Raw genomic sequence first — 1,517 nt, 5'->3', positions numbered from 1 at the left:
ATCATATTATCATGACAGGACCAATAAAATATCAATTTAGTGGTTTTTTAAGCCCTTTAACAGGGTGCTACAAAAAGGATCACTCCTGATGGCAGTAGAAATTGTAACTTTTGGTTGTCGACTCAATAGCTACGAATCGGAAATAATTCGCAAAGAGAGCACTTCTTCAGGGCTAAACCAGCTTAAAGATGGTGCTATTATTTTTAATACCTGCGCTGTCACTGCCGAAGCCGTACGACAAGCAAAACAAGCTATCCGCAAAGCGCGACGTGAAAATCCTCATGCGCGCATCATTGTAACAGGATGTGCAGCCCAAACAGAAGCACAAAATTTTGCCTCAATGACAGAAGTGGATCTCGTTTTAGGAAACGAAGATAAACTTCACGCCCATTCTTATCGTCAACTTCCTGATTTTGGTATTAACCATACCGAAAAGGTGCGTATCAATGATATCATGGAAGTGAAAAAAATTGCTCCACATATGGTTAGTGCAATGCAAGAACGTACCCGCGCTTTTGTACAGGTACAAAACGGATGCGATCACCGCTGTACATTTTGCATTATTCCTTATGGACGTGGACCATCTCGTTCAGTTCCCATGGGTGCTGTCATAGAACAAATTAAAAAGCTGACAGATGTGGGTATTCAAGAAGTGGTCCTTACAGGTGTTGACCTTACAAGTTATGGCCACGATCTTCCTGGAAAAGCTACTCTAGGAAAATTAACTTCAGCTATTTTGCATCATATTCCTGACTTAGCGCGATTACGCCTCTCATCTATTGACTCTATTGAAGCAGATGAAGAACTCATAAATCTTTTAGCCTATGAAAAAAGAATCATGCCCCATTTGCATTTATCTTTGCAAGCAGGTGATAATATGATTTTAAAACGGATGAAACGACGGCATTTGCGTGAACATGCCATTCAATTTTGCCAAGAATTGCATGCCAAACGTCCTACAATGGTTTATGGTGCCGACTTAATTGCTGGTTTTCCTACCGAAACAGAAGAGATGTTTCAAAACAGTCTTGCTTTGATTAAAGAGTGTAATTTAACCCACCTACATGTCTTTCCCTTTAGTCCAAGAGAAGGAACACCTGCCGCACGTATGCCACAAATCAACCGTAGAATAGTGAAAATGCGTGCTGAAAGACTACGTAAAGCAGGTGAGGAAGCTTACCAAAAGCATCTTGCTCATTTAAAAAACAGTCAACAAACAATTCTCGTTGAAAGAGATGAAATCGGACGAACGGAAGATTATACTCTTGTACAAATTAAAGGTGTAAAAGCAGGAACAATTGTTCAAGCCCTTATCGTTGACCATGATGGCGATAAATTAATTGCTGTCCTTCCAAAATTAAACGCTGCTTGAACAGGAAATTTCTTATGACAAAATCTTTTATAAAAAAAATATTTTCTTTTAACAAATCTAAAGAGCAGGAAATGGAACAAATTTCTATTCCTGATAAAAGTGATATCATAGAAAAAAAGAAGGACAAAAATGAAAGAACAAAAAA

At 38.5% G+C, this 1,517-nt stretch carries 1 protein-coding gene and 1 pseudogene; both read left to right on the top strand.

The window, feature by feature from the left end; translation table 11 throughout:
* Nucleotides 1–88: 88 nt before the first annotated feature.
* Nucleotides 89–1,372, top strand: a complete 1,284-nt coding sequence (gene mtaB, locus ACFIO3_RS01385; protein WP_375609976.1) for a tRNA (N(6)-L-threonylcarbamoyladenosine(37)-C(2))-methylthiotransferase MtaB — start codon at nt 89–91, stop codon at nt 1,370–1,372.
* 14 nt (nt 1,373–1,386) lie between these two features.
* Nucleotides 1,387–1,517: pseudogene (locus ACFIO3_RS01380) on the top strand (signal recognition particle-docking protein FtsY); the annotation flags it as partial.

This window comes from Bartonella sp. AD328YNZD, assembly GCF_042196425.1.
Note: the sequence above shows the minus strand (reverse complement) of the source record. Positions and strands in the feature narration are given on the sequence as shown.